General features: G+C 43.2%; 22 protein-coding genes. 9 read left to right on the top strand and 13 right to left on the bottom strand.

Annotated elements, in window-relative coordinates:
• Positions 1-16 precede the first annotated feature (16 nt).
• The 3 genes from msrA to S4054249_RS18320 are packed head-to-tail and all read right to left on the bottom strand — an operon-like array spanning position 17 to position 4,711.
• Positions 17-547 (bottom strand): peptide-methionine (S)-S-oxide reductase MsrA, encoded by a 531-nt coding sequence (gene msrA, locus S4054249_RS18330; RefSeq protein ID WP_046355659.1) that lies wholly within the window; start codon positions 545-547, stop codon positions 17-19.
• Positions 548-3,658: an efflux RND transporter permease subunit gene (locus S4054249_RS18325; RefSeq protein ID WP_046355658.1), complete on the bottom strand. Its 3,111-nt coding sequence runs from the start codon at positions 3,656-3,658 to the stop codon at positions 548-550.
• Between the two features lie 3 nt (positions 3,659-3,661).
• Positions 3,662-4,711 (bottom strand): efflux RND transporter periplasmic adaptor subunit, encoded by a 1,050-nt coding sequence (locus S4054249_RS18320; RefSeq protein WP_046355657.1) that lies wholly within the window; start codon positions 4,709-4,711, stop codon positions 3,662-3,664.
• A gap of 228 nt (positions 4,712-4,939) precedes the next feature.
• Here S4054249_RS18320 and S4054249_RS18315 point away from each other — a divergent pair, with 228 nt between their 5' ends.
• The 5 genes from S4054249_RS18315 to S4054249_RS18295 all read left to right on the top strand — a co-directional run bounded on the left by S4054249_RS18315 (position 4,940) and on the right by S4054249_RS18295 (position 9,171).
• Entirely contained in the window at positions 4,940-5,647 is a 708-nt protein-coding gene (locus S4054249_RS18315; protein WP_046355656.1) for a DUF2982 domain-containing protein, read from the top strand.
• Between the two features lie 17 nt (positions 5,648-5,664).
• Positions 5,665-5,997 carry a hypothetical protein gene (locus tag S4054249_RS18310; protein ID WP_039608288.1) on the top strand — a complete coding sequence of 111 codons (333 nt, stop codon included), beginning with the start codon at positions 5,665-5,667 and terminating at the stop codon, positions 5,995-5,997.
• Positions 5,998-6,029: 32 nt separating this feature from the next.
• Positions 6,030-7,736: a DUF1566 domain-containing protein gene (locus tag S4054249_RS18305; protein WP_046355655.1), complete on the top strand. Its 1,707-nt coding sequence runs from the start codon at positions 6,030-6,032 to the stop codon at positions 7,734-7,736.
• Positions 7,726-8,259, top strand: a complete 534-nt coding sequence (locus S4054249_RS18300; RefSeq protein ID WP_046355654.1) for a DUF1566 domain-containing protein — start codon at positions 7,726-7,728, stop codon at positions 8,257-8,259. Before S4054249_RS18305 ends, S4054249_RS18300 begins: the two co-directional genes overlap by 11 nt.
• Before the next feature lie 129 nt (positions 8,260-8,388).
• Positions 8,389-9,171 carry a YggN family protein gene (locus S4054249_RS18295; RefSeq protein WP_046355653.1) on the top strand — a complete coding sequence of 261 codons (783 nt, stop codon included), beginning with the start codon at positions 8,389-8,391 and terminating at the stop codon, positions 9,169-9,171.
• Here the strand turns inward: S4054249_RS18295 and S4054249_RS18290 are convergent.
• From S4054249_RS18290 to S4054249_RS18260, 7 genes are all read right to left on the bottom strand, one after another.
• On the bottom strand, positions 9,168-10,007 hold the full coding sequence (locus tag S4054249_RS18290; protein WP_046355652.1) for an amidohydrolase family protein: 840 nt from the start codon (positions 10,005-10,007) through the stop codon (positions 9,168-9,170). The two genes, S4054249_RS18295 and S4054249_RS18290, sit on opposite strands and share 4 nt — an antisense overlap.
• Entirely contained in the window at positions 10,007-10,735 is a 729-nt protein-coding gene (locus S4054249_RS18285; RefSeq protein WP_046355651.1) for an SDR family NAD(P)-dependent oxidoreductase, read from the bottom strand. The genes S4054249_RS18290 and S4054249_RS18285 overlap by 1 nt, the downstream gene beginning before the upstream one ends.
• Before the next feature lie 9 nt (positions 10,736-10,744).
• Positions 10,745-11,239 (bottom strand): FKBP-type peptidyl-prolyl cis-trans isomerase, encoded by a 495-nt coding sequence (locus S4054249_RS18280; protein WP_046355650.1) that lies wholly within the window; start codon positions 11,237-11,239, stop codon positions 10,745-10,747.
• 48 nt (positions 11,240-11,287) lie between these two features.
• Complete coding sequence (locus S4054249_RS18275; RefSeq protein WP_080928327.1) at positions 11,288-12,787, bottom strand: transglycosylase SLT domain-containing protein; 1,500 nt, start codon at positions 12,785-12,787, stop codon at positions 11,288-11,290.
• Positions 12,788-12,877: 90 nt separating this feature from the next.
• A complete protein-coding gene (locus S4054249_RS18270; protein ID WP_046355649.1) occupies positions 12,878-13,852 on the bottom strand; it encodes a hypothetical protein in 975 nt (324 codons plus the stop codon).
• A gap of 2 nt (positions 13,853-13,854) precedes the next feature.
• Positions 13,855-14,142 carry a cell division protein ZapA gene (locus tag S4054249_RS18265; protein WP_046355648.1) on the bottom strand — a complete coding sequence of 96 codons (288 nt, stop codon included), beginning with the start codon at positions 14,140-14,142 and terminating at the stop codon, positions 13,855-13,857.
• The gene (locus S4054249_RS18260) at positions 14,142-14,402 is read right to left on the bottom strand and encodes a DUF904 domain-containing protein (protein ID WP_235611259.1); all 261 of its coding nucleotides are present in this window, start codon (positions 14,400-14,402) and stop codon (positions 14,142-14,144) included. Before S4054249_RS18260 ends, S4054249_RS18265 begins: the two co-directional genes overlap by 1 nt.
• Before the next feature lie 194 nt (positions 14,403-14,596).
• Between S4054249_RS18260 and S4054249_RS18255 the strand changes: the two genes are divergently transcribed.
• Complete coding sequence (locus tag S4054249_RS18255) at positions 14,597-15,433, top strand: 23S rRNA (adenine(2030)-N(6))-methyltransferase RlmJ (RefSeq protein ID WP_046355646.1); 837 nt, start codon at positions 14,597-14,599, stop codon at positions 15,431-15,433.
• 117 nt (positions 15,434-15,550) lie between these two features.
• Positions 15,551-16,831 (top strand): EAL and HDOD domain-containing protein, encoded by a 1,281-nt coding sequence (locus S4054249_RS18250; RefSeq protein WP_046355645.1) that lies wholly within the window; start codon positions 15,551-15,553, stop codon positions 16,829-16,831.
• A 46-nt stretch (positions 16,832-16,877) separates the two neighbouring features.
• Here S4054249_RS18250 and S4054249_RS18245 read toward each other — a convergent pair whose 3' ends face one another.
• From S4054249_RS18245 to S4054249_RS18235, 3 genes are all read right to left on the bottom strand, one after another.
• Complete coding sequence (locus S4054249_RS18245) at positions 16,878-18,365, bottom strand: phosphatase (RefSeq protein WP_046355861.1); 1,488 nt, start codon at positions 18,363-18,365, stop codon at positions 16,878-16,880.
• A gap of 1 nt (position 18,366) precedes the next feature.
• Positions 18,367-20,454: a polyphosphate kinase 1 gene (gene ppk1, locus S4054249_RS18240; RefSeq protein WP_046355644.1), complete on the bottom strand. Its 2,088-nt coding sequence runs from the start codon at positions 20,452-20,454 to the stop codon at positions 18,367-18,369.
• 167 nt (positions 20,455-20,621) lie between these two features.
• The gene (locus S4054249_RS18235; protein WP_046355643.1) at positions 20,622-21,128 is read right to left on the bottom strand and encodes a glycine cleavage system protein R; all 507 of its coding nucleotides are present in this window, start codon (positions 21,126-21,128) and stop codon (positions 20,622-20,624) included.
• A 271-nt stretch (positions 21,129-21,399) separates the two neighbouring features.
• On the opposite strand from S4054249_RS18235, the gene S4054249_RS18230 reads away from it, so the two are divergent.
• Positions 21,400-23,634 (top strand): ABC transporter permease subunit, encoded by a 2,235-nt coding sequence (locus S4054249_RS18230; protein ID WP_046355642.1) that lies wholly within the window; start codon positions 21,400-21,402, stop codon positions 23,632-23,634.
• A gap of 12 nt (positions 23,635-23,646) precedes the next feature.
• Positions 23,647-25,296: a phosphate ABC transporter permease PstA gene (pstA, locus tag S4054249_RS18225; protein ID WP_046355641.1), complete on the top strand. Its 1,650-nt coding sequence runs from the start codon at positions 23,647-23,649 to the stop codon at positions 25,294-25,296.
• Positions 25,297-25,317: the final 21 nt, after the last annotated feature.

Below are 25,317 nucleotides of genomic sequence, written 5' to 3'. Positions count from 1 at the left end.
CAAATGCTCACCTTTCTTATTTTAAATTGGCCTTAAATCGCTGCTCAAACTTAGCTACTTTAGGTGCAATCATAATGCTGCAATACCCTTGATTGGGATTATCATCGAAGTAGTTTTGATGGTATTTTTCGGCATCATAAAATGTGTCAATTTCGCTCAGTTCTGTGACAATCGGGTCTTGGAACTCTGGTTGCAACTTTGCTATATGAGCTTGAGCGAGCTTTAACTGCGCATCGGAGTGATAATAAATCACGCTGCGATACTGGGTACCAATGTCATTACCTTGACGATTAAGCTGAGTGGGATCATGTAGCGTAAAAAACATGTCAAGCAGCTTCTCAAACGATACCACATTGGGATCAAATGCCAGCTGGACCACTTCAGCATGGTTAGTGGTACCTGAGCAAATATCTTTATATGTTGGATTGAGTGTATTGCCGCCGCTGTAGCCAGATGTCACTTGTGTAACCCCTTTAACTCTACGAAAAGCAGCATCGATACACCAAAAGCACCCGCCACCAAACGTGGCCAGTTGTGATTCACTCATTTATTCAACTCCTTCGTTTTGCTCACGATGAGGGAAAGCTTGTTGCTGTTTTCCTAACTCAACAGCGGTATGTTCAGGTGAGCGGGTTCGTTTAGCAAGTATGCTATAGGCTGTTGGAATAACAAACAAGGTTAAAATCGTTGCCAAACTTACCCCTGCGAATACGACCACACCTATGACCATTCTGCTCTCAGCGCCGGGACCCGTAGCTAACACTAAGGGTATGGCGCTCATAACCGTAGTCAATGAAGTCATAATAATAGGGCGCAAGCGCTGCGTCGCAGCGGTGATGATAGCTTGTTCAAATGCCAGACCTTTATCGCGTAACTGGTTGGCAAATTCCACGATCAAAATTCCATTTTTAGCACTGAGCCCGATTAGCATGACAATCCCAATTTGGCTGTAGATGTTGATTGAGTTGTTACTAAAGTATAAGCCTAACATGGCACCAATTAACCCCAGTGGCACTGTTAACATAATGACAAACGGATGCACAAAGCTTTCAAATTGCGCCGCTAAAACTAAGAATGTCACCGTGAGTGCAAGGATAAAGACATAGGTCATTGCAGATGCTCCTTCATAAAAGAGCTGAGACTCGCCTTTATAGTCGATGGCACCGTCAATCTGGTTTTCTTCACTGGCAACGGTGTTCAAGAATTCTAGCGCTTGCTCGAGTGTATAGCCTTCTGCAAGATTGGCTGAAATGGTGATTGCACGCATGCGGTTGTAGCGATTTAACCTTGCTGCAGTGGCTTCTTCTTTGATGGTGATCAGGCTATCGAGCGGGATCAGTTGGCCTGTTCGAGAAGAGACATACACATTATTGATGTCAGTTGGTGTTGTAAAGTCTGCCTTGGTGCCTTTGAGGATCACGTCATATTCCTCACCTCTGTCAATAAAAGTGGTGACACGACGTTGGCCCAGCATGGTTTCTAACGTACGACCAATATCGTCGGTGGACACACCTAAATCAGCCGCTTTGAGTTTATCAATACTGATCAGAAATTGCGGAAATGTTTCTTTGTAGTCATGATCAAGTCTCACTAATCCAGGGTTACTTCTTGCACGCTCAAAAATACGGTCTCGCCAAGCTGCGAGCTCTTGGTAGTCATTACCTTGTAATACGAACTCAATAGGTCGTGAAGAGCCTCCACCGCCAATGCCACGGCGCATAATGGCAAACGCCCTGACGTCGGTCACCTGCTGCATTTTCCCACTGATCTCTGACATAACTTGCCACGTAGAGCGTTTACGCTCATCCCAGTCTGGCATACCTACAATGGCTACTCCCCCCATACTTCCCCAGCCTGGCACACGGATCAATACGCGACTAAGTTCGTTGTTTTCAACATAGGGCATGAGGTGTTGCTCAATTTGTGCCATATTCGCGGCATTATTTTCATAGCTCGCGCCTTCAGGGCCACTCATCATAAGGAAAAATGTACCGCGATCCTCTTTTGGAGTCAGCTCGGAAGGGATTTGTTTGAATAGACCATAGCTCGCAGCCACCGACAGCAGTAAAACTAATAGGAGCCCATAGCGGCTGTGTATATTGCGTCTTAATACATTTTGATAGTGTTGCTCTAGCTTACCAAATTGATGATTCATCCACTTTGAAAAGCGCCCCTCTTGCTCTTGTTTGAGTACTTTTGAGCACAGTGCGGGCGATAGAGTAAGCGCGGTGATACTCGAAAAGATCACCGCGGCACTGACTGCAAGTGCAAATTCAGTAAATAGGGCGCCGATCCGGCCATCCATAAAGATCAGTGGTACAAATACCGATACCAATACGAGTGTTGTAGCGATGATTGCAAAACCGACCTCTCTGGCTCCTCTAAATGCTGCCAGTAATCTTGGTTCGCCTTGCTCTATGCGGCGGTGAATGTTTTCAAGCATGACAATGGCGTCATCAACCACGAGACCGATGGCGAGTACCAGAGCCAATAAGGTAAGTAAGTTAATTGAATAGCCCATTGCGAGTAAAAACATAAATGTTGCAATCAGTGCGACTGGCACCGTCACGGCAGGTATAAGCGTTGCGCGAATATTGCCTAGAAAGATAAAGATTATGAGAACAACTAACCCCATAGCAATAGCGAGGGTGCGATATACTTCTGAAATAGACTCGCGAATAAAAATAGACGAGTCATAGCTGTCTTCGATTTTGGTGCCTTCAGGTAGGTTTCTCTTGATGGCAACAAGCTCTTTTTTGACATTATCAACAACGTCTAATGTATTGGCTTTGGCTTGTTTTACAATACCAAGTCCAATCATATTTTTACCGTTTCCTCTGAAGGTACTTTCTTCATCTTGTGCCTCTAAAGACACATTGGCCACTTCGCCTAAGCGAACTAAATAGCCATTGTCACCGCGTTTAATAACGAGATCATTGAAATCACGTTGCGATGTGTAACTACGGGCAATACGAACGGCAAAGTCACGGTCTAGCGATTCAATTTCACCTGCTGGCAGCTCGACATTTTCACGACGCAATACACTTTCAATATCACTGCTCGTCACACCTCTCGCAGCCATGGCTTGACGGTCAAGCCAAATTTTCATGGCATATCTACGTTCCCCGCCAATTTGTACGCGTGATACACCATCAACAACCGCAAGTCGGTCAACAACATAGCGCTGTGCGTAATCAGAAAGTTGTAATGTATCCATCGACGTACTACTGAGAACAAACCAGGCGATGGCGTTTTCATCGTCACTTGATTTAGACACCTCAGGAGGGCGAACTTGTTCTGGAAGTCTATCTAAAGCGCGAGATACGCGTTCTCTCACATCATTGGCAGCTGCATCAATATCTCTGTTGACGTTAAACTCGATAGTGATATTAGAGCGACCATTTCGACTTGATGAGTTAATACTTTTTATGCCTTCTATTCCAGAAATGCGGTTTTCTAACACTTGTGTAATTTTGGCTTCGACCACCGCAGCGGACGCGCCAGTGTAATCGGTGCTGACATTAACGATAGGAGTCTCAATGTCTGGATACTCTCGCAAAGGCAGCATGGTAAATGCGACGATACCGAATGTGAGTAAGAGTAAGTTGATAACAATGGCAAAAGTGGGCCGTTTAACGGCCATATCAGTGATCTTCACATGTTACCCCTTAACAGCTACTTGGCTACCACTGCGTACTTTGGTGGTGCCTTCAGTCACAACTAATTCACCAGCTTGGAGTCCTGTGACGGCTACCCAGCCTGAGAAGCGATTTAACAAAGTGATCTGCTGCTGCTGTACTTTGTTGTCCTTGACGACATAGACAAAGTGCTTATCTTGTCGTGGTATTAAGCTTTTTTCCGGTACCATTAATGCGTCGAGCTGCTGCAAGTGCACTGCCACGTTTAATAGCATGCCGGGGCGGAGTGAATGATCAGGATTTTCAAAACTGGCAGTGACTTGGATGCTGCGTGTTGTTTCGTCAATACGAGGGTCAATATGTGAGATCTGGCCCACAAATGCGCGACCAGAATAGGCATCACTGGTGACGTTGGCAGTCATTCCTAAAGCTAGCTTAGCCAAGTACTTTTCTGGTAGCTGAAAATCCACTTTAATGGTACTGATATCATCGAGTGTTGTCAGCGGAGTGTTGTCTTTGACATAACTGCCGATTGATACCAAGCGTTTACCAAGTACGCCATCAAAAGGCGCGTGAATGCTCATTTCAGATAATTTGAGTTTGGTCGTTTGCAGCTGTGTTTTTAATGCATCAACCATAGAGCGCTGCGCGTCTAATTGGGAACGTGCTGCTGATTGTGTTTTGGCAAGTTCAGTCAAACGCGTCAATTGTCTTTGCTGCTCTTTTAAATTGATAGTCAACTCTTTGACAGCCAAAAGTTCTTCTTTGTTATTAAGTTGAGCTAGCTTTTGATTGCGAGAAACCGTTTGTCCATCCACAAATAAGATGTCACTGATGTAATCGCTATGTGAGCTTGTAATATCTACAGCTTGATTAGCTCTGGCGGAGCCAATGGCTTGTGCGGTGATGGCGCGTTGTTCGGTGACAACCTCATGTACTGAAACTTCGACGGCTTTGGCCGAACGATTTATTTGCTCTCCTTGTGAGGCGGGAAAATAGAGATAGCCGCATAATGCGAATAGCATTAAAATGAGAGTAGGAAAAAGGGCTTTGCCCGACTGTTTTGCACGCATAATTTAATCTCACTATTTGTAGATGATTAGTGTACAAAAATTCTTACGAGAGAAAATCACGGATATCTTGTATATTTGTGTATTAAACGAAAATATAACAGAACTTATTACTGTGTACCTAAAAGGTTACTGAAATGCGTAAAGCAAAACCCTGTAAAAGGTGCTTACAGCTGAGAAAACTATTCGTATGGCTTATTGCCATGCTGATATTTTATTGGTGGTTTTATTATGCATAAAGTTTCGTTACGCGCGTCTGCAAACCGCCATAGTATAGAGTTTATGCTTGCTGGTGGTATTTGCTTAGGGATCATAATTTTGTTTGTGACATTGCGTGCTACGCCACCGACAATTTTAGAACTGGCGCTAGCTGCTGCCGCTATCTGCTCGATATTACTTGGGTTTTTGAAAAGCCAGCAACCTTTTTATAGCATTGAATTGAGTACATTAGCGTTTAACTATGTACATAAATTTGGTGTTATGCACGTTTCTCATGGTAATTTTCACTCCAGCGGTGTCCCTTTTGTAACTCAAGGAGTTGAAAACCTTGAGTTAAATGCTGTAGGTATTAAACTAAACAATATTGATGAGTTTTTAGCAGAGCTTACCCCCCGTTTGGCTGGTAAGTTGCTTATTGAACAGCGACATATTTTTTTACAAGCTGTTAAAATACATTGCGCAAATGGCAATTGTCCATCAGAATGGCTGGTTGAAGAAACCTGTTTTGAGTCGCCAAACGGGCGAGTTTATTCAGGTCTAATGGCTATGTTTGCAAACCGGATGCAAAATTTAAAAACGGTCACTGGGTATGACTTATTGTTACCCGCGAATGTTTTGGATAGGGATATATGGCAATTTGCTACTATTTTAAACCACTGGAAATTAAATCCAGAAAAGGTGGTCAAAGATTTGCATGAGCAAATAGCCACCGCTAGATGAAGTAACAGGATATATACATGAGCTTCGATAAAGCCTTTATTAAAAGTGGTCGAAATACCATCATCCATAAAGATAAAAAGCTCGATTTAGTGATCGTAAATGGGGAAGCCCACCCGAGGATTAAAGTAACTGCGACTGGTTTGATACCTTTTAAAGAGGAGTTACCTAGAAATCGTCGGGAAGCTAAAGAGCGTTATTTAGAGGTGGTGCAAATATCAAGTCCGGACGTATTCAGTGAAGTAAAACGACTGCTATTTATTCAGTCATTAGATGGCCGTGAATACAAAGTTGATTACAGTAAAATTGGTACTAAATTATTTGTTCGGATTCACCAAGATAGCTACCTCTAACTTGACACGGAGGTAGTCAGTTAGGAGTTGTAATGCTAAAAAAATCGCTTATCGTCACAGCCGTCTCTGTTGTATTGAGTGGTTGTGGGGGCTCGGGTGGCTCAGATGAAGAAGTTGTCAGAGCCAGCATCAATGCAGGGCAAGATGTCACTGTCATAGAAAAGAATGAATTTACACTCAAAGCAACAGCGTCACCAACTGGTGGCACGTTCAACTGGCAAGTGACTTCAGGTCCCTCATTCGAAGGTTTCCCTCAAACTGGTGAAGAACTCACGGTCACCGCTCCCGATGTTAAAGGGGACAGCCTCGCAGTATTAAAAGTTGATTATTTGGCACCTTCAGGTGAACTTGTGTCAGACACGCTCAATGTTAATATCACGTCTAATAACCAACTCCCAGTTGCCAAAGTGACCCAAACTGGTCCTGAAACGCCTCCTTCAAAGTATTTGGATACCGTTGTTTTATCAGCGGAGGAATCAAGTGACCCTGACGAAAATGGTCAAGTCGTTGGCTATAAGTGGGAGCTGATATCAGGACCGAGCAATATCACTGTCGAAGACAGTGGCAGTGTGACCTTAAGTTTTGTGCACCCTTTACTTGCCGATACACAAACGGCTGTGTGGCGTTTAACCGTCACGGATGACGAAGGTGGTAGTACAACCACCGATTTTAGCGTTGCTCTGGCAAAAAATGACAAGGTGGTGTTGGCCAACGCAGGGGACGACCAGCAGGTATTGGAATTCGATACCGTGACCTTAGACGCGACCAAAAGCATGACTGTTGATGGTCAATACACTTGTGCTTGGCAGCAATCCAGTACAGGGGATTCGATAACCTTAGCCGATAGCAGCGCTTGTAAAACTACGTTCCAAGCGCCTGATAAAGACGATAAAACGTTTGCGACTTTTAAAGTAACCGTGACCGATTCATCAAATCGCACCGGCGATGACGAAGTACGTATTGATATTTTACCTAAACCACTGAGTAATCTAAACGATAGTGGAGCAAGTGCTTGTTACAATGACACTGCCATTATTAATTGTGAAAATACGGAGTTTCCACGCCAAGATGCTGAACTGGGTAGAGACAGTGTTGCTCAAGTTATTTCTAAAGAGGGCACTGGTAGTCTTGCCTTTGATTTTACTAAGCTAGACGCCGATGGCAAAGAGTTACGTGATGATGCATCCACATTTAGTTGTGTGCGAGATAATATCACGGGATTAGTGTGGGAAGTAAAAGAAGCAACTGCAGGGACATTACCTAACACCTCAACGCGCAATGCGCAAAATCACTATACTTGGGCTCTAGACCCCGACGGAACAGAGTTAATTGGCAGCGAGTACCCTGTGATAGCTCCCGCACCATGCCCTCACATTAGCGATACCTATCGATGTGGTGTGCAAGCTTTTATTAACCGCGTAAATAGTGAGTCGGGCGGCTATTGTGGCGGTAATACTTGGCGGTTGCCAAGTTATACCGAGTTGATGAGCATTGTTGATTTTGGCCGTGTAGGTGTTCATGTCTTAGATCCTACTTTCTTCCCAAATGTGCCACAAACATCACTGCAAGGGCACTTGTATTATTGGACTATTCAGACCGCTGTTGGGGGGACTGATGGCAGTGATGGAAATTTAACTCGGGCCTATGTAATTGACATGGAAACAGGTAATGATGTGCCTCGTGCAAAAGCGCAAACTGCGTATGTGAGGCTAGTACGAGGTAATACCAATGCAAATTAAAATAATTCTAGTCGCTTCGTTGTTAAGCCCTTTTGCGATTGCTCAGCAGTGTGCCTCAAGCACCTCAGTGCCGCCTTCTACACCTGATGATCGTTTTATCATTAATACTGATGGTACCGTATGCGACACCAAAACCGATATTATGTGGCAAAGATGCACATTTGGTTTTGTGTATAACGCCGAAACCGAGAGTTGTGATAACAAAGAGCAACAACTGAATTGGCAGCAAGCACTTGCTGCTGCAAGTAACAGTCGCTTGGGTGGCTATGATGACTGGCAGTTACCAAACGTGAAAGAACTGGCAACTTTAGTAGAGAGGAGTTGTGAGGATCCGGCCATCAATACGACGGTATTTTTAGGTAATCACAGTGGTAATTACTGGACGAATACCACGAATGTTAAAGACATCTCACGCGCGTGGACTTATCAATTTTCAGATGGCTTGAATGACAGTTCAAGTATTAAAACATCAGATGCTTTTGTGCGATTAATGCGATATACCTTCTGTCCAAATTCTGATTAATGAATTTATGTGGCGGTTAGGAAGTATTTTGCAGCTTAAATTTACAATGTACACCTTGCTCGGGTTAAAAAATAAGTTTGGTTGAAAAATAAAATTTGCTACCCTCGTGCTATTACGTATGGGGGTAGTATGAAGTTGTCTATATCTAGCGCTAAATCTGTTTTCTTTTCACTGTTGCTCAGTGCATCAAGTTTTGTCCATGCTGATGATAAATGTGATGTCGAATTAGGGCATGGTTTAATCATTACTGATTCTGTGATCCGCATACTTGATAATGGCCAAACTCGTGTACAAATCAATAATGATAACCAGCTGCTGGTGCGTGGTATGTGGGTTGAGCTCAATGAGCAAGAAACTCAAGTTCTACAAGAATATGCAAAAGGGATCCGCGATACGGTACCTGAGCTTGTTAATTTGGCGACGGATGGGGTCAACTTAGGGCTCAGTGCCATAGAGCAAGTAGTAGAGGGCATGTCAGATAGTAATCCTGAAGTGCTAAAAACGCAGCTGCAATATGTTGAGCGTGCGCTCATGGATAAATTTAAACGTGGTGAAGACTTTTACTATATTGCACCTCAGTCTCTGTCTAAAATTGATGACTTCTTTACCAAAGAGATCAGTGGCAAAATTCACTCTGCAGTACACGGCTCTTTAGGGGCGATTTTGGTGTCAGTTGGAGATGCGTTTAAATCGCGAGAGGGGAACATTGAAAGCCGTTTCTCAGACATGGGACAGCGTATGGAAATCATTTCGAAGGAAATTGACAAATCATTGCAGCAAAAAGCAGCGCAGCTTGAAGTGAAAGCAAACGAATATTGTGAGTGCCTCAATACACTTGATGAAACAGAAAAGCGACTACAAGTGATTGTACCGAGCTTAGCTGCGTTTGATCTGGTTCAGATCCGTTCTTAAACTGCTAGCTTATATACTCGTTTCGCGTTTTCAAAGCTAAGCTGGTGCCATACCTTGCTATCTACTTGTTGAACAAGTTCATAGTAATGTTGCCACTGAGTCTCATAATCATGTTTTATTAAGCAAACTGGGTGGTTTGATGCCAACATGATGCGCTCGGATCCAAAATAAGTTAATAGCGCACTGAGTTGGTGCTGTGGCGCTATCGGTGCATCTAATAGCTCGTGCCCAGAAAACTTAATAACGCAGTTTTTTATTTGAGACAACAATTTAATACTCTCTTGCCAATCACGGCCTTCCGTCATAAACCCAGCGTGATTAATCACTAAGGTGGCTGCTGGTTGCTCGCGATAGATATCATACATATGGCGACTTATCACTGTGTTATGTACTTCAAATTGCGCTTCAAAATGTATGTTTTGCTCTGCTAAATAACAGAGGTTTTGTCTGGTATGCTCGCATTGTAATCGCTGGGCATCATCACCTTCTGTGATATCTCGGATGGCGACTAAGCTCGGGTGTTGGAGCTTATGTAGTGCATTGCGAAACTGTTCGTGTGGACTATCTATTTGGGCATAAGCGACGGCTTTATACGGGAGCGGTGGTACGATGTTGGCCAACCACTCTAGCTCTCTCAAAGGATGATTGTTATCGAACCCAGCTTCCACATGCACGCAGGCTGCTACCTTGAACAAAGCAATATTCTGTAAAGCTGCCGGTAAATGGTTTTGTTGGATCAAGTCTAAGTGAGGCCAAGCTGGAGGGTTGTGTTTCAACCACTCGTAATTGCCCTCGTCGAGATCAAAAAAATGCAAATGTGGGTCGATAATCTTCATTAGCGTGCTGTGTAACCACCGTCTATTGTTTGTAAGCTGCCAGTAATAAACGCTGCATCATCACTGAGTAAAAATGCCACCAGAGCTGCAACTTCATTAGGTTGCCCTAACCTGCCCAAAGGCTGAAGAGCCGCTTCTTCGGCCACCACTTCCGTTTTGTCGGCACCGCTTTGTGTACAGTATCTATCAATGGCATTGTGGAAGAGTGGCGTTTCGATTGTGCCTGGACATACTGCATTAGCGCGTATGTTGTACTGTGCATAATCTAGAGCTGTGGTTTTTGCCATCGAGGCGAGTGCATGTTTACTGAGGTTGTAGGCAAAAGAGTTAGGTTTACCTACAAGCGCTTGATCTGACGAGATCAGCACAATTTTACCATCATGTTGGGCTTTCATTGCGGGCAGGACAGCTTGTATCCCTGCATAGGCCCCTTTTACATTGAGTGCGAATAATGAATCCAATGTGGCTTCATCGGTGTTTTCGATGGTCGCACTGAGGTGTTTTCCTGCATTTGATATCAAAGCATCTACGCGCCCAGTTTCTTCGACAATGCTTTGGATGGTTTGTCTTACTTGCTCAACCTGACTTACATCGCATTGACGGTGCTCACCGAGGTCGCTGTGTACAATGTCGAGATTAAATACACGATAGTTTTTATTCAGCAGCTTTTCAACAATGGCTTTGCCAATGCCAAAGCTGCCACCAGTAATGATGGCAACAGGTTGCATATATTTTCCTTAGTGGTCGTGACCGCAGCCGCCTGCGCCGTGCACATGGCCATGAGACAGCTCTTCAGCTGTTGCTGCTCTGACATTAATTACTTCAACATCAAAAGTCAGTGTTTTACCAGCAAAAGGGTGGTTTAAATCACAATCCGCGTTAAAGCGACCGACTTTGACGATGCTTACTTGATGACGGCCTTGATTAGAGTCTACGATGGCTGTCATACCTGGTTTCCATACTTTGTTGTTACCTAAGCCTTGTAAGTGTTTGATTGGGATACGTTGAATTAGGCCTTCTTGGTATTCACCATAGCTGTCTTTTGGCTCTAATGTAACCGAAAACTTGTCGCCGGCAGATTTTCCGTCTAGGGCTGCTTCAAGACCAGGAAGCATGCCTTCTTGGCCATGCAAGTAGCTAAGCGGTTCGCCGTTTGTGCTGGATTCAATTTGCTCTGAACCTTCTGTTAGCGTGTAATGAAATTCTACCGCTGTATCTTTTGTAATTTGCATATCGATTATTTTGTCTCGTGAATGTGGCCTTATATTCTACGTCAGGGCCTAGTCTGGGGGCAAGCTAGGTTCAGCAGGGCTTGGGACTTCTTTTAGTTGGGTTGCCTCTTCAAGTACATCGAGATAGCTTGGTGTAGTCACTGAATTCTTTGGTTGTGCTTTAACTTGTGTGGGTAAATGTAAGATCAGTACTTTACCGGGAGACAAAATACTTGCCGATTGTAAATTGTTCCAATCGAGCAAATCTTTCAAAGGTACTTGATAGTGTTGACTTAAATCCCACAAAGAGTCACCAGCGACAATGGTATGATGATGCTCAATAGTTGCTTGTTCCGGGGCCACTTGTTGCTCTAAATAGGGACTGATCTGATAGTTAACAGTAAGAGAACGATTAATATTCGCCTGATTAATCAATAAGATTTCACCAACACGTATCAAATTATTTTGTTTATTATTTAATTGCTTTATTTTGTTCACTGAGGTGCCAAATTGGCGTGCAATGCCATATAAGGTGTCGTTGAGTTTGACTTGGTAGCGCTTGCTAAATTGCTCTCGATAAAATGGGCTTTGCAATAACGCCTGCTCAGTGAGTGGCACTAATACCTTGTATGGGCCTTGTTCTGGCGTTTGATGCCGCAAGTAACCGCTGTTTAAGTCATGTAGTTGTTGTTTATCGATATCAAGAAGTTGTGAAAGCACGCCAAAGTTAAATGCTTGGCCAACATCTAAAATCGTGGTGGTCGCCTTATTAGCAAGCTCCGGCCGTTTAAATCCTGTTTCAGGGTGTTTCAATAAGTAACTCAGTGCGAGCAGTTTGGGGATGTAATCTGCGGTTTCTTTTGGCAGTTTTAGGTGCCAATAATGTGTGCTTTTTCCTGCTTTGCGATTACGCTTGATAGCCGCTTTCACTCTGCCTTCACCGGTATTATAGGCTGCAATGGCGTGTAGCCAGTTACCTTCAAATGTTTTGTGTAAATACGCTAAATAAGAGAGTGCGGCATCTGTGGATGCAAGTACATCACGTCGGCCATCATACCAATCATTGCTTTGCAAACCAAAGTGGTAGGCTGTGGCATCTACCAATTGCCAGACGCCAACGGCACTTTGTTTTGATACCGCTTGAGGGCGGAAATCACTTTCAACGAAGGGTAAAAGCGCAAGATCGAGAGGTAATCCGCGTTGCTCTATTTTTTTGACTATGTGGTATAAATACGCCTCAGCGCGTCGGTTTACACTAAGCAGGTATTCTGGTTGCGATAAATACCAATCGACTCTTGTTTTGATACGTTGATGCGGCGTTTGCTCAAAGCTTAGGTTGTGGGCAATATGCTGCCATATGTCAGGTGAACGATAAGGCTTTGGCGGTACCGGTTCTTGCACTGTGGTTTGTGGCGCAGTTTGAACCACTGTTACGGGCGCTTTTTCAGTTAATAAGTCTTGCAGCACATCCTGAAGAGAAGCACGTTGAATAGGTGTTTGCTTGCACCCTAAGGTGCTCAATAAAATGACGCAGCAACACAATTGTAAATAAATATTCTTACGGATCATAGGCGCTTAACACTGGAAAACACTATGAGTGATCGACAGATAAATTAGCATAGTTCATGTGTCGTACTATACCTTCTGGTGGTTATTTGTTCAAAAGCTAGTGTGCTTTTTTTGCTTTTCAGCTTGTTCAAAATAGGCGTCAAATTGAGTTTTAGCAAAGCCATTTTGTTGATATTGAAGCCGTAATTCCTCAATTTCTGTTGAGTTGTATTTCGAGTTTAACAGCGATAAAAAGCGTATAGGCAGGTGAAGTTTTTCCTTTTTATAAGGTTTACCATACCCAGGGAGTATCCACTTTATTTGTTGGGAGTGTTTAAGTGTGTGTAATGTTTTTTGCCAGTTTACAGTTTGAGCCTGGGCAATATATGGCAAGGCATTTGTCGTGTGGCCACCAAAAAGTGCTTGATTGTTATGACTATGTGCATACAGTGCTGAGCCTTTATACCCTTCAATGGGGGTGATTGTGAGTGAGTAATTTCCTAGCTCTAGACTGACCGCTGTAGACAAGGGTACAACTGTTGGAGGAGGTATTTTATGCCAACGGCTCAAGCGTTGCTTAGCTTGTTGTAGCTTGGTATGCCAATCAAGTTGTTCAAGCTCGGGGGCATGAGAAATACGTTGTTGACTCAGTAAAAGACTTTGCTCAAACCCTGCGAGTTTTTGGTCTAACTCCTGTTTTATCACATCCCCTATCGAGTTCGTTTTGGAAGATTTATCTTCAGGAGTATAAATAACAGCATTTGGAAATGCGCTTTTGAGTAATGCGGTACCAGAGAGCTGTTTAGGGTCTAAGTTAGTGGCGACGATGTAGCACAAAGGAACTGTCAGTTTTGAACGTATTTGCGCAACTAATAGTTCAAGTGCAACGAAGTCTCCGTGGCTGTCTATCAGAGCTGCACACTTATCGCCTTGGATGATAGCTTGATTCGGGATGAGGTAACGTGCTTCTTTAGTCGGTTCAATGAGTACCGTGTGTTTATCTACGTGATGCCAGCTTGCTGCATTGGCATAGATGGGGGAGAGCATAAACAGGTAAAAGAGGCTAAATGCAATCCGAATCGGCATTGTTATTTCGCCTCTAGGTGTTCACCTAAGCGTGTTACGAGCTGACTGCTTTTATTGGTCGCTGCTAGGTGCTCTTTTTCTAATGCTTGAAAATCATGACATAGATGCAAAGCAGCCATTAAAAGAGCGTTTTGATCAGTACGAACTGTGTCCCTACGCTTCATTTCATCAACGCGAGTATTCAATAACTCAACCGCATCAATAAGCGCTTGTTCTTGTCCTTCAGCACATGAAAACTGGTGGCTTTTACCAAGAAGGGTAACAGCCACCTGGCTTACTTTATCCGTCATTAGTTCGCCTGATGAGCGCTCTGAAGTTTGTCAAGTAAGCTGCTTAGTGTTGTACTTGTTTCTTTTTGCTTTTCTTCACGTTCCAGTAGTTCTAACTGCAACGTTTCATTTTCATCAACTAATTTACCATTTTGCTCTTTCAGCTGAACAATTTGCTGCTCTAACTGTTCATTCTTGCCAATCAGTTGATCTACCAGTTGTTCGAGTTGTGGAAGAATATCGTTCATTTTAAATGCGCTCTTATCACTGTGTTTTGTCATGCAAATGTAAAGCAAAGTGGGCTTTATTACCAGTATTTGCGTAGCTTTATACTGATTTTTGCGCCGTTTTGAGAGATAATTCCTGTAACTTCTTATTTTGTTCATTTGTTATTCATTAAAGTGGTCGAATTTTGGTCGCTTCGAATTGAGACGAATTCGCAAAAAGCCACTATAGTCAGTGAATAAGGGCCATTATGCTCAGTTATAGACATTCTTTTCATGCTGGTAACCCAGCGGACGTTATCAAACACTTAGTTTTAGCTGAAGTGCTCGCTTATATGACGCGTAAAGATAAGCCGTTCGACTATATAGATACTCACTCTGGTGCAGGTTTATTTGAATTGGCATCTAGTGATGCGCAAAAAACGCAAGAGTTCGAACAGGGGATAGGCCGTCTCATGCAGTATGAGGGGGGAAATGAAGCGATTCTTCGCTATATTGATATGGTAAAAAGTTTTAATGATGAAAAGTTAGCGTTTTATCCTGGATCTCCAAAAGTTGCTGAGCAATATCTACGTAAGCAGGATAAAGGTTGGTTTTTTGAATTACACCCGCAAGATTTACCCCTGTTGCAAAAAAATACGGCCCATAAGCGTTCTTTGCGGGTCAAAGGAGAAGATGGATTTAAAGGGTTATTAGGTTTAGTGCCACCTCTATCACGTCGTGCGGTAGTGTTGATGGATCCACCTTATGAAATCAAAACAGACTATCAAAAAGCTGTAAAAACGATTGTGAAGGCGCATAAAAGCTTTACATCAGGCACTTATATGATCTGGTATCCAGTTGTTGATAGATCACGTATTGATCAAATGGAAACAGAGTTGATTGCATCCGGTGTGCGAAATATTCAGCTTTTTGAGCTGGCTACGGCTGCAGATACTGAAGAACGCGGCATGACAGCCTCTGGTATGATAGTCATTAACCCGCCATATGTATTGAAAAATACGATGGATGCAGTGTTACCAGAGTTAGTGAAAGAGCTTGCTGTTGAAGAGGGCTTTTTCCGCAGTGTTGAGCTGGTCTCAGAATAGTGAAAGTTGTACGCCAATCTGATCTTAACCAAGTTCAGGTTGGAATTTATTTGCTCCACTGGCGAAGATTTCATATGCTGAACTTATGGATGCCAGTAATGCGTGCAAGAGTGAAGGATGTTAATGAGTAGTGAAACTGCCAAGGTAAAGAAAAACGCCGTTCAGTATATCGCCCGCCAAGCTATTTTGAATAGTGAACTGCAAGTACATGCCTATGAATTACTGTATCGTGACTCACAAAATAATGTATTTCCAAGCGGGGTAAGTGATGGGCTTGCTACGGGACGCTTGTTCTTTAACTCATTATTGTTTATTGGTTTAGATAGACTCGCTGCTGGCGCTTTGGCATTTGTTAATTTTTCAGATGAAACACTTATACAAGAACTTCCGAAACTATTAAGCCCGCAAGGTCTCGTGGTAGAAATTGTTGAGCGCTCTCAAGATATTGAGAGTTTGACTGCAACAGTTAATAAATTACAAAGTGTGGGCTATCGCTTTGCGCTAGATGATTATGATGGTGATCCGCGCTGGCAACCTCTGTTGGATTTAGTCGACTTCGTCAAACTTGAAGTTGAACTCCCTATCATCAAAACCACCATGATGGTGAAAAAGCTCAAACGTCAATATCCACATCTGAAAATAGTTGTGGAACGCATTGAAACACAAGAGCAATTTAATTTTATCCGTGCCGCAGGGGCAGATTATTTTCAAGGTTTTTTCTTTGCCAAGCCTGAGATGCTTAATCATGGTAATGTGGAACCCTCTAAGCTCGCGGTATTTGATTTATTGCGTTGTACAGCGAAAAAGTCTCTCTGCTTCAAAGAGGTACAAGACCGTGTATCGAAAGATTTAAGCTTAACTGCCAGAGTACTCAGATTGGCCAATGCTAAAGCAGGTGAAGATCGTATAGAGATCCGCTCAATTTCACAGGCTGTGATATATCTCGGTGAAGATGCTATTCGTCAGTTTGTTAAAGTGCTAGCGTTGAGTGAATTGGGTGCTGATAAGCCGACAGAATTAACCAAGCTTGGTTTAAATCGCGCTAAATTTTTGGAGTTATTCTTGGCACCCGGTGGTGAGGAGATGGCAGAGCAAGGTTATCTGATTGGTCTGATGTCAGTATTGGATGCCATTTTAGATGTTGAGCTCTCTGTCGTGGTGGATGAATTTTCATTGGATCCTGATTTAAGTAGCGCATTATTAAGTTATAAAGGTTTAATTGGTGGCGCACTTCGCTTGGCAATTGAAGTTGAGCGTAATAATCTAACCGAAGCTGAACTTATCTTAAATGCGATTCGCCCTGCGTCAGAGGTGCAAGTACTCTTTGATTTAATCATAAAAAGCCGAGCATACGGGGATGAAATGTTTGCTGTGGCAAGAGAAGATTTCGACAAGTAGCAGCTTTACTTGTCGACTGTGTAAAGTTTATTCCTGGACTGTACTTTTAGTACGTGACTACAGTGAGCGATACAGAGAGATTTTTCCAGTAAACTTGCTCCTGTTCTAGGTCTGCTGCAAATAGTGAATGCCGTTTAAACCAAGCTTGTTCAAACGAGAGTTCAACACTTTGATTAGTCACAGACAAACGATATTCGGGTACTTGGCTCTCTTGGCGTTTTTGATGGAAAAGAATCGCTAAACGCAAGAGCGTTAGTAACTTAGAAAATTGTTCAAGCGACTCTCCTTCAACCAATGCGTCAAGATCAACAGCTTTAATTTTTTTTCGATGAAAACGGATCAGTGTGCCAAGCAGCTGCTGTTGTTCTTGCGTAAAGCCTGGCAGTTGGCTGTTACTCACCACATATGCACTGTGTTTATGAATGCCTGAAGAGTTAATCGCAATGCCTACCTCGTGTAATTGCACCGCCCAGCGTAGGATCTCTAAATCGAGCTCTTCAAGTTGCCACACTGTTTTTGTTGCTTTGAATAGTTGTTCAATGGTTTGGCATATATGATTGGCATGCAGCGTATCAACGGCGTATTGTTCTGCGAATGAGGATATGGTGCGAGCACGGATATCAAACTCATCATTTTGCGCTAATTCATGTAATAGCCCCTCTCTCAGCGAAAAGTCACAGTACGCCATCTCCGCTATATTAAGCTGATTAAAAGCGCCTATCAGCACAGCAAGCCCACCAGCAATGCTAGATTGGCGTTCTAGAGGGAGCGCCTTGAGGTTGATATTTTCTAATGCTTGCGCTGTGATGAAACGCTTCTGGATCTGCTGTAATGATGCCAATGTCAGAATTTTGCTGTCAAATAACTCTTCATTGATTGCAATGAGGGTTTTAATGGTGCCAGATGTTCCTAAACAGGTTTGCCAGCCCGCTTTTTGATAGTTAGCGGTTATGGCTTCAATATTTTGCTCCGCATGAATAATGGCTTTTTGAAAGCGCTTATCTGTGAGCTTTCCATCGGCAAAATACCGTTGACTCATAGTAACACACCCGATATCACGGCTAGTGAGCAGTTTGTGGTGTTGATACTTACCAATGATCATTTCTGTACTGCCGCCCCCGATATCTATCACGAGCCGGTTGTGCTCGTCGTGCATGTAATTGGCGACGCCTTGATATATCAAGCGAGCCTCTTCTTGCCCAGAAATGACATTGATTTTATATGGAAAAACAGTCTTGGCCTGCTTTAAAAAATGGCGCAAATTTTGACACTTTCTCAGTGTATAGGTCGCCGCCACCTCAACGTTTTTTTTATCAAAACCATTCAGAGTTGCCGCAAACTGGGAAAGTACATGTAAAGCGCGCGCAATGGCATCTTCACTGAGGTGATCGTGTTGATCAAGACCTGCTGCCAAGTAAACGCGCTGCTTTTCTTTGTGCAGTATTTGTAATCGACCATCTACCTCCCTTGCAACTACGAGATGAAAACTGTTTGAGCCTAAATCAACGGCTGCAAATGAAGGGTATGTTGTCATATTAAGTCCTACTGCTTTCCCATTTTTTAATGTGATCATAGATGGCGATTTGAGAGCGGATCTTCTTTTTATTGCCGCGATTCACGTAGTTATTTTTTTGCTCGCTATCAATTAAGCGCGCTTTTACGCGATCTCGAAATTGTAGTTCTAATGTGTCAATGATCAACTGTTTCAAGGTTTCATCATAAATGGGTACACCTACTTCGACACGATGATCTAGGTTACGCGTCATCCAGTCAGCAGAGGAAATATATACTTGTGGACTCCCCTCATTTTCAAAAACCATTACACGTGGATGTTCTAAAAAACGGTCAACGATACTGATAACACGAATATTGTCGCTAAACCCGGCAAGGCCAGGAACTAGCGCGCACATGCCGCGAATGATCATACGGATTTTGACGCCGGCCATAGCGGCGCTGTAGAGTTTTTCGATGAGCTCTTTATCGACCAAGTTATTCACCTTCACCGTAATACGTGCGGTTTTGCCAGCGCGCGCGTTATCGACCTCTTGCTCAATAAGTGAATATATTTTCTCACGAGCATTAAGTGGCGATATCATTAAATGCTTGAAGCTAAAGGGCCTATAGCTGGTTTCTATGAATTTAAAGACATCGTCACATTCATTACAAATATCAGGGTGCTTGGTGAATAAACTAAAGTCGGTATAAATACGGGCCGTTTTTTCATGGAAATTACCCGTGCCTATGTGGGCGTATTTGACTATTTGACCTTTTTCTTTACGGTGGATCACGCACAATTTACTGTGTACTTTTAGTGCTGGTAAGCCGACCATGACTTTGATGCCATACTCACTGAGCATTTTTGCCCACTCGATATTGTTTTGTTCATCAAAGCGCGCTTTTAATTCGACCATCACTGTTACTTTCTTACCATTTTTCGCGGCGTTGATTAGTGATGCTATCAGTTGAGAGCGACTGGCAACTCGGTAAATATTGATTTTTATCTGAGTCACTTTAGGGTCAAATGCTGCTTGGCGCACATATTCCAACATGTGGTTAAACGTGTGGTATGGATAGTAGAGTAAAATGTCTTGCTCTGAAATTGCCTTAAAGGCACTCTCGTGTTTATCGAATGCACTGCTTTTTAAAGGGGGGAGTGGTTTGTTTTCTAAATATCCTCTACCTACATTTGGAAAGGCGATAAAATCTCTAAAATTGCGATAACTCCCGCCAGGGATCAGGGCGTCTTGATGTGTCACTCCTAAGCGTTTTTTCATGACTTTCATAATGCTTTCAGGCATCGCTTCATCGTAGGTGAGACGCACAGGTTCTGCATATAAGCGTTGCTTTAAACCTTTAGACATTTTGTCCAATAAGCCCTCTTCAAGCTCATCATCTAGATTATATTCTGCATCCCGAGTTAGCTTAATCTCGTACCCTTCGATGTGTTCAAACGAAAGAAAGTTGCTGAACACTTCTCGTAGGTGATATCTCACGACATCATCAAGCAGCATTAATGTTTTTTGTCTGCGCGTTCTCTCTGGCGGTAAAATAACGAACCGATCTAGCCTATCCGTTGGCAGTTCAAGTAGGGCGTACTGATGTTTGTCATTATCGTTACGCATCTCGACAAACAAGTAGGTCATGGTATCGTTGATCAGGTCTGAATAGTCTCTATTTTCGGAGAGTAAAATGGGAGACAGATGCTGTAAAACCTGATCGTTAAAATAACCTTGTAACCATTGCTTGTGGAATTCTGACAACTCTTCTGGTTGCTTTACATGGATGTTATGCGCATTTAAATCATTGAAGATTTGCTTATGGATATGATTAAATTTTTTCCCTAAAGACAGTACTTTTTTTTGAATTTGATTGAGTAACGCTTCGTTTTCATCGAAGTTAGCGTCGGGCAGGTTACTGAGCAATATCCTGCGTTTTACATCTGCAACCCTGACACGGAAAAACTCATCAAGATTGTTAGAGAAAATCCCTAAGAACCTGATGCGTTCAATGATTGGGTTATTTTTGTCTTTGGCCTCTTGCAAGACTCGCTCATTAAATGAGAGCCAGCTAAGCTCTTTGGCAAAAAAGCTGATGGCTTTAGGGTCGCTAGATAGTGCGTGCATTTTACATTCCATAGTAACGATAGCTTATTCTAGAGTATGTCCAGAATGTGACACTTATATGACAATGGGTACAACCAAATTCAGAGGGAAGATATGGCAGTGGTCAAACCTCGCTGCCATAGGAGTGTAGAAGATTTTTGATGATTTAGATTATTTGGGATCAAAAGTTAATCGGGTTCAACATCCACAATCAGGTCACTGGTGATTGCTTCTAGTGCATCTACGACATGTTCTTTATCCATGCCTGGAGGTAAGCTCACAGTGGCAAAAGCACTGAATATGGGCAAACCCCAGTTAGGTGCGCTTTGCTGCCTAGAATTCAAATGAGTAATATTGGCGCCTTTGTGACGGATCACTGTTGAAAGTTCTTGGATGATGCCTGGTCGATCATTGCCGGTGATCACCAAGTTGAGTTTTTCAATTTGAGTCACTGACTTACTTTGCTCGCCGTGCTCTATGCGGACTTCAAGTTCTGGTAATGAATGAAGTGCATTTTGCAATTCTTGCAAGTGCTCCTCAGCCACTTCAACGAGTACAATACCTGCAAATTGGCCAGCTAAATGACTTAGGTTACTAGTTGCCCAGTTACCATGGTGCTGTAGAATTGTGGCAGATATTTCTTCAACGAGACCAGGTCGGTCCTTACCTAAAAGTGTTAATACTAACTGCTTCATATCACATGTCTCTTATTATTAAATGCCTTTTTGGCGGTGGTGGAAAAGCGATTTATCGCCTTTTAAGCCTAGTAAATATGGGAGATATTGCCAATGAGATGAGGCTTGCTTTGTAAACAAATGCAAATGAAAACGCTGTGCATTCAAGGTACGAATTGCCAACGCGTAATTAAAGTTAAAAAAAGGGACAGATTCCTCATGCCTGATGTAACATAACTGTCATCTTGATGAAATATAATGCGCCGCAACTTGATAATAAAAAGGTGTTTTGATGACTTCCAATCCGCAAAAACCGTCCTTCAAAACGGATAGAAGCCGTCTCTTTAAAGACCGCTTTGCCCAATTTGGCATTACCTCGGGTGGGGTGATGGTATTGGTTGCTTTGCTGCTGATCTTCTTTTACTTACTTTATGTTGTACAGCCGATATTTGAATCTGCAAGTGTAACTAAACGCACGGAATTAGCTCTTCAAAGTAATAAAACGTATTACGGATTAGGTATGGAAGAGCAAACTGAAATTGCTTACCTACTTGATAGTTCAGGGCAAGTTGATTTTTATCAAATCAAAGGCGATAAGTCTGGTGAACAGCTGAGCTCTTTAACCGTTGAGTTAGACGGGCAAGTTAATAGCTTTGCACAGAGCGCACCTTTTTTAGGTATATTTGCCTACGGCTTAGATAATGGTCAAGTCCAGTTAGTGAAACCGAGTTTTCTGATCTCGTTCCCGGGCAATGAGCGTGTGATGAAGTCACGCTTAAGTTATCCGCTAGATGGCGTTCAGCTGGTCGTTGATGAGCAAGGGCAAGCGATCAAGCAGTTTGCTTTTAGTCATTATGAAGATAAAACCGCTGTGATCGCGCAAACTGAAGATAAGCGCGTTATCTTTGCCTCTTTTAGTGCAGAGGAAAATATGTTCTCTGGCGAAATCGAGTGGGCGGTTGAGCGCAGCTTATTGCCGATTGAAGGGCGTATTGATGAGATGTTGATATCGCCAGATACGACACGTGTATTTATTCGCTCTGCAAATCAGATTTACGTATTTGATACGCGTTTTGCCGATGAGGTTGAGCAAATTCAGTTGTTGGCAGCAAACGAAGAAAACGCCAACCTGGTTAATATGAGTTTACTAGCCGGTGCTAATTCACTGATGATCAGTAATGATAATGGTGAAGTATCGCAGTGGTTTGAAGTTAATACGGATGCAGGGCGTCAGTTTGCCAAGATCCGCGCATTTGAGAGTATTGCAGGTGCACAAGTCGATATTTTCAGTGAGTTTTATCGTCGTACTTTCTTTACCACAACCAATACTGGCGAGTTAGGGCTTTATTATACAACAAGTGAAGCGCACCTTTGGCAAGGTAAAGTCACTGAAGGGGCGATTGAGCATTTCGCAGTATCACCACGATCTAATGCCGCGTTGTTGTTATCTGACAAGACCTTAAGCGTCGTTGAGCTACACAATGAGCACCCAGAAGTGACTTGGTCTGCACTTTGGCAAGAAGTGTGGTACGAAGGCTATCCTGAGCCTGCATATACTTGGCAGTCAACTTCGGCAAGTGATGACTTTGAGTCTAAATTCTCCTTGGTGCCAATCTCATTTGGTACGATCAAAGCGGCTATGTATGCGATGTTATTTGCAGTACCAATTGCACTGTCGGCAGCCATTTATACCGCTTATTTTATGTCGCCGGAGCTACGTCGTGTAGTCAAGCCTACAGTAGAGATTATGGAAGCTTTACCGACAGTGATTTTGGGTTTCTTAGCCGGTTTGTGGTTAGCTCCACTGATTGAAGCGCATTTACCGGCCATTGTTGCATTGCTGATATTGTTGCCAATTTCTATCCTTGCGACGGCGTTTGGTTGGACTAAATTGCCGAAGCAAATCCGTCACTTGCTGCCAGATGGTTGGCATTCAGTATTACTTATCCCTGTTGTGCTTTTCATCGGTTGGTTGTCTTTTGCGATCAGTGACAGCATTGAAGTTTGGATGTTTGGCGGTAACGTACGTCAGTACCTTACTAATGAATTAGGCCTAACCTTTGACCAACGTAACTCTTTGGTTGTGGGCATTGCAATGGGCTTTGCGGTTATTCCAACTATTTTCTCTATTGCGGAAGATGCGGTATTCAGTGTGCCAAAGCATTTATCAAATGGTTCCTTGGCATTGGGCGCAACACAGTGGCAGACACTGGTTCGCGTGGTTCTATTGACTGCGAGCCCAGGTATTTTCTCAGCGGTCATGATGGGTCTTGGACGCGCTGTGGGTGAGACCATGATTGTTCTCATGGCAACGGGTAACACCCCAATTATGGACTGGAGCATCTTCCAAGGCATGCGTACGCTTGCCGCCAACATTGCTGTTGAAATGCCTGAATCAGAAGTCGGTAGCTCGCATTATCGGATCCTATTCTTAGCGGCATTTGTACTGTTTATTTTTACATTTATCTTTAACACGGTGGCTGAATTTGTTCGTCAACAGCTACGTGATAAATACAGCTCGATGTAATGGAGTGATGACATGGTAAGACAATGGTTTAAGTCAGGATCTCCGTGGATCTGGATGACAGGTGGTGCAGTTAGCATCAGTTTAATCTCGGTCATCGGCCTATTGGCGATGATCGCATGGAAAGGGTTGAGCTTCTTTTGGCCAACCGAAGTTGTACAGTTTGAGCTTGAGGGCTCGGTTGCTAAGCAAACGGTTATTGGTGAAATCTATGATCGTGAAATGGTACCTAAAGAGCGCTTAGAGGCAGCAGGTTTCGATTTATCGGATTATCAAGACGAGTATGTAGAGCGCCTTCTTGTTAAAACAGGCAACCGTGAGTTTGTTGAGCTAGATTTCCGTTGGATTTTAACGACGGATATTCAAACTCAATCTGTACCAGCTGAAATGGCAGTTTTTGAACGCAGCAAAAATGGTAACTTTTATGGTTATGTCGTTCGCGTCATTGAAGATGGTCAAGTAGTTGCACAAAATCAAGTTGAGCGCTTAGAAGCGTTGGTCGAGCGCGCCGTAGATTTAAATGAAGAAGCATTAGACCTTCAAAATGGCGATATTGGCCATATTAACTATGAGCTTGAGAGGTTGCGCTTAAAGGAGCGTGGCTATCAACTTGATAATGAGTTAACAGCTGAAATTAAAGCGGACTTAGAAGCGCAGCGTGCACAGCTTCGCGAAGACTATAAAGTGTTTGAAAAGCGTTTGTTCGAACTGCGCTCTGATGCAAAGCGTGACTATGTGGTCGTTCGTGATATGCGTGGTGAAGAAGTTACTTTACCGCTATATCAGGTATTGGATGTGTGGTTCCCAAATAATATGGGTTTCTTTGCAAAAGTTGGCCATTACTTCTCACAAACGGGTAAATTTATCAGTGATGACCCACGTGAAGCGAATACCGAGGGCGGTGTTTTCCCTGCGATTTTCGGTACTGTTTTCATGGTTATGTTGATGGCTGTGATTGTTACCCCATTTGGTGTGGTAGCAGCAATTTACTTGCATGAGTATGCTGCGAAAAACGCGGTGACTAAGATGATCCGTATCGCTGTTATTAACTTGGCAGGTGTCCCGTCAATTGTATACGGTGTATTTGGTTTAGGCTTCTTCGTTTATATGCTTGGTGGCTCAATTGACCAACTATTTTACCCAGAGGCAGCACCAAGCCCGGTATTTGGTACACCTGGGGTGATTTGGTCAGCACTGACCTTAGCGATTTTGACCTTACCTGTTGTGATTGTTTCAACAGAAGAAGGTTTATCACGTATACCAAGTTCGGTACGTCACGGTTCATTAGCACTGGGGGCAACAAAAGCGGAAACGCTATGGCGCATTATCGTGCCAATGGCAAGCCCTGCGATTATGACTGGTTTAATTTTAGCGGTTGCACGTGCAGCCGGTGAGGTAGCACCTCTGATGCTAGTCGGTGTAGTGAAAATGGCACCGACCTTACCACTTGACGGTAATTTCCCTTATATTCATTTAGACCGTAAGTTTATGCACTTAGGTTTCCATATTTATGATGTTGGTTTCCAAAGTCCAAATGTCGAGGCGGCACGTCCATTGGTATATGCAACAGCCTTCTTACTTGTTACGGTGATCATTGCGCTAAATATTACAGCGATTGGCATTCGTAACCATTTACGCGAAAAATTCAGAGCTCTAGAGCACTAATAGTACAGATTTGAAATAGGT

It is taken from the genome of Pseudoalteromonas luteoviolacea, assembly GCF_001750165.1.
GTDB classification, from domain to species: Bacteria; Pseudomonadota; Gammaproteobacteria; order Enterobacterales; family Alteromonadaceae; genus Pseudoalteromonas; species Pseudoalteromonas luteoviolacea_G.
This window is presented reverse-complemented; position numbering and strand designations above follow the sequence as displayed.

Excerpts from the sequence above, each read along its gene's own strand:
- msrA (WP_046355659.1), bottom strand. The coding sequence starts at position 547 with ATGAGTGAATCACAACTGGCCACGTTTGGTGGCGGGTGCTTTTGGTGT.
- S4054249_RS18320 (WP_046355657.1), bottom strand. The coding sequence starts at position 4,711 with ATGCGTGCAAAACAGTCGGGCAAAGCCCTTTTTCCTACTCTCATTTTA.
- S4054249_RS18315 (WP_046355656.1), top strand. The coding sequence starts at position 4,940 with ATGCATAAAGTTTCGTTACGCGCGTCTGCAAACCGCCATAGTATAGAG.
- S4054249_RS18310 (WP_039608288.1), top strand. The coding sequence starts at position 5,665 with ATGAGCTTCGATAAAGCCTTTATTAAAAGTGGTCGAAATACCATCATC.
- S4054249_RS18305 (WP_046355655.1), top strand. The coding sequence starts at position 6,030 with ATGCTAAAAAAATCGCTTATCGTCACAGCCGTCTCTGTTGTATTGAGT.
- S4054249_RS18300 (WP_046355654.1), top strand. The coding sequence starts at position 7,726 with ATGCAAATTAAAATAATTCTAGTCGCTTCGTTGTTAAGCCCTTTTGCG.
- S4054249_RS18295 (WP_046355653.1), top strand. The coding sequence starts at position 8,389 with ATGAAGTTGTCTATATCTAGCGCTAAATCTGTTTTCTTTTCACTGTTG.
- S4054249_RS18290 (WP_046355652.1), bottom strand. The coding sequence starts at position 10,007 with ATGAAGATTATCGACCCACATTTGCATTTTTTTGATCTCGACGAGGGC.
- S4054249_RS18285 (WP_046355651.1), bottom strand. The coding sequence starts at position 10,735 with ATGCAACCTGTTGCCATCATTACTGGTGGCAGCTTTGGCATTGGCAAA.
- S4054249_RS18280 (WP_046355650.1), bottom strand. The coding sequence starts at position 11,239 with ATGCAAATTACAAAAGATACAGCGGTAGAATTTCATTACACGCTAACA.
- S4054249_RS18275 (WP_080928327.1), bottom strand. The coding sequence starts at position 12,787 with ATGATCCGTAAGAATATTTATTTACAATTGTGTTGCTGCGTCATTTTA.
- S4054249_RS18270 (WP_046355649.1), bottom strand. The coding sequence starts at position 13,852 with ATGCCGATTCGGATTGCATTTAGCCTCTTTTACCTGTTTATGCTCTCC.
- S4054249_RS18265 (WP_046355648.1), bottom strand. The coding sequence starts at position 14,142 with ATGACGGATAAAGTAAGCCAGGTGGCTGTTACCCTTCTTGGTAAAAGC.
- S4054249_RS18260 (WP_235611259.1), bottom strand. The coding sequence starts at position 14,402 with ATGACAAAACACAGTGATAAGAGCGCATTTAAAATGAACGATATTCTT.
- S4054249_RS18255 (WP_046355646.1), top strand. The coding sequence starts at position 14,597 with ATGCTCAGTTATAGACATTCTTTTCATGCTGGTAACCCAGCGGACGTT.
- S4054249_RS18250 (WP_046355645.1), top strand. The coding sequence starts at position 15,551 with ATGTTAATGAGTAGTGAAACTGCCAAGGTAAAGAAAAACGCCGTTCAG.
- S4054249_RS18245 (WP_046355861.1), bottom strand. The coding sequence starts at position 18,365 with ATGACAACATACCCTTCATTTGCAGCCGTTGATTTAGGCTCAAACAGT.
- ppk1 (WP_046355644.1), bottom strand. The coding sequence starts at position 20,454 with ATGCACGCACTATCTAGCGACCCTAAAGCCATCAGCTTTTTTGCCAAA.
- S4054249_RS18235 (WP_046355643.1), bottom strand. The coding sequence starts at position 21,128 with ATGAAGCAGTTAGTATTAACACTTTTAGGTAAGGACCGACCTGGTCTC.
- S4054249_RS18230 (WP_046355642.1), top strand. The coding sequence starts at position 21,400 with ATGACTTCCAATCCGCAAAAACCGTCCTTCAAAACGGATAGAAGCCGT.
- pstA (WP_046355641.1), top strand. The coding sequence starts at position 23,647 with ATGGTAAGACAATGGTTTAAGTCAGGATCTCCGTGGATCTGGATGACA.